This is a genomic window from Chitinophaga sp. (genome assembly GCF_036569125.1).
Classification (GTDB): Bacteria; Bacteroidota; Bacteroidia; order Chitinophagales; family Chitinophagaceae; genus Chitinophaga.
This window is the reverse complement of sequence record NZ_DATCRF010000803.1, coordinates 1-3385: the sequence shown is the minus strand read 5'-3', so window position 1 is coordinate 3385 and position 3385 is coordinate 1. Positions and strand designations below refer to the sequence as shown.

The following is a 3385-nucleotide window of genomic DNA, read 5'->3' as shown; positions in this document are numbered from 1 at the left end:
CCTAACATGGGATCCAAAGCAAGAGATGTGCTGGTAAAGACGGAAGCCGACCTGGAAGAGATCCTGAACAGCTTTTAACATAATTTTAAGGACGCTAACAGCTAATTTCGCGGTCGCCGCCGGCCCGCAGCTGCTGATGGCATAACATTTGACTTAGAAATATTACATTAAATAAGATAATGATGAAGAAAATTGTATTAATAGGTATGTTGATGGGAGGCGTGGTATTAAGTGGTACGGCCCAAACCCGCGGCAGCCTGGGGCAAAATGATCCGAAAGCAAAGACGGTGCTGGATAATGTGAGCAAGAAATTTCAAACCCTTAAAACCGTCGTAGCCAACTTTGTGCTGAAAGTACAGGGCGGCAATAACAGCGTAAGCGATTCCAAGAAAGGTACCGTGTACCTGAAAGGATCTAAATATAAAGTCAGCATGGAAGGCCAGGAAATTATCAGCGATAACAAAACCTCCTGGACTTACGCAAAAGACGTGAACGAAGTAACCATCAATAACGTAGACCAGTCAGCCACCACCATTACACCGGCAAAACTGTTCACCAATTTCTACGATAAGGATTTCCTGTATCGCCTGGAAGGGGAGAGCACCGAAAAAGGTAAAACCCTCCAGAATATAGAAATGACGCCCACCGACAAATCCAAGAACATCTTTAAGGTGGTGCTGTCTGTAGATAAAAAGAACCAGAACATAGCCAAAATGAAGGTGTTTGAAAAGAACGGTAATCAGTATACTTACGAAATCACCAACTTTACGCCCAACACCGCCATTACCGATGCTACCTTCACCTTTGATCCTAAAAAGTATCCTGGTGTAGAAGTAGTAGACCTGAGATAATGTGCAAATATGCAGATATGCAAATGTGCAAATGGATTGATTATTACCCATTTGCACATTTTTTTTGCCCGCAAATTAGCCTATCAGCACATTCCAAACCATCTGCACATCTGCATATCTGCACATCCGCACATCTGCACATCTACACATTTGCATATTTGCACATCTGCATATTTTTTGACTATCTTTGGCAAGTTTTTGACTTAAAATTAAGCATTATGGCATACGACGTAATCGTAATAGGTAGCGGCCCCGGCGGATATGTGGCTGCTATCCGGGCTTCACAGCTGGGATTTAAAACGGCTATAGTTGAGCGGGAAAGCTTAGGCGGTATCTGTTTGAACTGGGGATGTATCCCAACCAAAGCATTACTGAAATCAGCACAGGTTTTTGAATATATACAACACTCCAAAGATTACGGCATTACCGTAGGTGGTACTGCGCAGGCGGATTTTGACGCCGTAGTTAAGCGCAGCCGCGGCTCCGCCGACAAAATGAGCAAGGGCGTTCAGTTCCTGATGAAGAAGAATAAGATTGATGTGATCATGGGCACTGCTACCGTAAAAGGTAAAGGCCAGATCGAAGTGAAGGACAAAGACGGTAAAACTGCCACCCACGAAGCAAAGCATATTATACTGGCCACCGGCGCCCGCGCCCGTGAGCTGCCCAACCTGAAAATAGACGGCAAAAAGGTGATCGGCTACCGTGAAGCAATGGTGCTGCCCCAGATGCCTAAATCCATGATCGTAGTAGGTTCCGGCGCTATCGGCGTGGAGTTTGCCTACTTCTATCACACCATGGGCACTAAAGTTACCATCGTTGAGTTCATGCCGCGCATAGTACCGGTTGAGGACGAAGACATCTCCAAAGAGCTGGAAAAGATCTACAAGAAGAAAGGCATTGAAATAATGACCAACGCTTCTGTAGAAGCAGTAGAAGCCAGCGGCAACGGCGTAAAAGCCAAAGTAAAAACCCAGACCGGCGAAGTAACCCTGGAAGCAGATGTGGTACTGAGCGCGGTAGGTATTACTGCCAACATCGAGAACTTAGGCCTGGAAGCCCTGGGCATTAAAACCGATAAAGGAAAGGTATTAGTTGATAAATACTACCAGACCAACATCCCGGGCGTATACGCCATTGGCGATATGGTGCCTGGCCAGGCCCTGGCGCACGTAGCCTCCAAAGAAGGTATCATTTGCGTGGAAGCCATTGCCTATAACGAAAAGAAATACGCACACAAACCGGAACCCATTGACTATAACAATGTACCGGGTTGTACCTACTGCTCACCGGAAATTGCATCTGTAGGTTATACAGAGAAAGCAGCCAAAGAAGCAGGTTACGAAGTTAAAGTAGGTAAATTCCCCTTCACTGCTTCCGGTAAGGCAACTGCTGCCGGTGCAACAGAAGGTTTCATTAAAGTGGTGTTTGATGCCAAATACGGCGAGTGGCTGGGTACGCACATGATCGGTGCTAACGTAACAGAGATCATTGTACAATCTGTAACTGCCCGCAAGCTGGAAACCACTTACCAGGAAGTGCTGGATTCCATTCACCCGCACCCCACCATGAGCGAATCTGTAAAAGACGCTATAGAAGTGGCTTACGGCGAAGCAATCCACCTGTAAGAGAATTACAAATTAATAATTAAGAATTAATAATTAATAGCGTACTTCATAACAGAAAAGTCCTGCGCATTATGTGCAGGACTTTTCTGTTATAGTATTTTAACTATATTACTTTAAACTATCCCATCCAATCTCCGCTGCATTCATTATTAATTATTCATTCTTAATTATTAATTAAAGCTTCACGAACCGCCTCACAAACACTTTCTTCCCACCCTCATAAACTACCAGCACATATCCGCCCGGCGCCAGCATGCTCACATCAATACTTTCCTGCAGGTTGGCTACGATAAGCCTGCGCACCAGCCGCCCGCTCATATCCACGATCTGGCAAACCCGTTCCAGCGGTTCCCGGCTTACCAGCTGCAGACTGGTAGTAGCAGGGTTCGGGAATAGTAAGAATGCATTGGCCGGCCCAATAATAAGCGCCTGTACGGTATCCGAATACAACATGCGCCCATCCTGGGTTTCCAGCCGTACGCGGTAATAGTTAACGCCTTCCTGCGGAGAGGTGTCAGAGATCGTATAATCATTGCTGCCGCTTACAGGGGTAGATTGCAGCTGCATAAACGTATTGCCGCTTAGCCGTTCCCACCAGATGGTTTTCAGGTTATACAGGCTGCCCAGGCTAAGCGTAAGCCGCACCTGCGCATTATCCTGCGGGTCGGCCAGCAGGCCGGATACATAGCAGCTCAGTCCCTGGTTGCGGTAATCAAGGCCGTAGCTTTTTACACCCGTCCACCCATCGGGGTGTATGGCGCTTAGGGCAAACCAGGTAGCGCTTACACTTTGTTTGGGAATTAAAACAAAGGTATCACGGGTACGCAGGTACGTTTCCAGGAACTGTGCGCCCAGCGCATATACCTCGTATTCAGCTGCACCAGGTACAGCCGGCCAGTATAACAG

At 46.9% G+C, this 3385-nt stretch carries 3 protein-coding genes; 2 read left to right on the top strand and 1 reads right to left on the bottom strand.

Features of this window, described 5'->3' with window-relative positions:
* Positions 1-179: 179 nt before the first annotated feature.
* Together VIM87_RS29590 and lpdA are read left to right on the top strand one after the other, a co-directional pair.
* Positions 180-851 (top strand): outer membrane lipoprotein carrier protein LolA, encoded by a 672-nt coding sequence (locus VIM87_RS29590; RefSeq protein ID WP_332000466.1) that lies wholly within the window; start codon positions 180-182, stop codon positions 849-851.
* A gap of 218 nt (positions 852-1069) precedes the next feature.
* Entirely contained in the window at positions 1070-2479 is a 1410-nt protein-coding gene (gene lpdA / locus VIM87_RS29585; protein ID WP_332000465.1) for a dihydrolipoyl dehydrogenase, read from the top strand.
* A gap of 174 nt (positions 2480-2653) precedes the next feature.
* On the opposite strand, the gene VIM87_RS29580 is transcribed toward lpdA, so the two are convergent.
* On the bottom strand, positions 2654-3385 hold a 732-nt coding region (locus VIM87_RS29580), incomplete at its 5' end, for a T9SS type A sorting domain-containing protein (RefSeq protein WP_332000464.1).

Excerpts from the sequence above, each read along its gene's own strand:
- VIM87_RS29590 (WP_332000466.1), top strand. The coding sequence starts at position 180 with ATGATGAAGAAAATTGTATTAATAGGTATGTTGATGGGAGGCGTGGTA.
- lpdA (WP_332000465.1), top strand. The coding sequence starts at position 1,070 with ATGGCATACGACGTAATCGTAATAGGTAGCGGCCCCGGCGGATATGTG.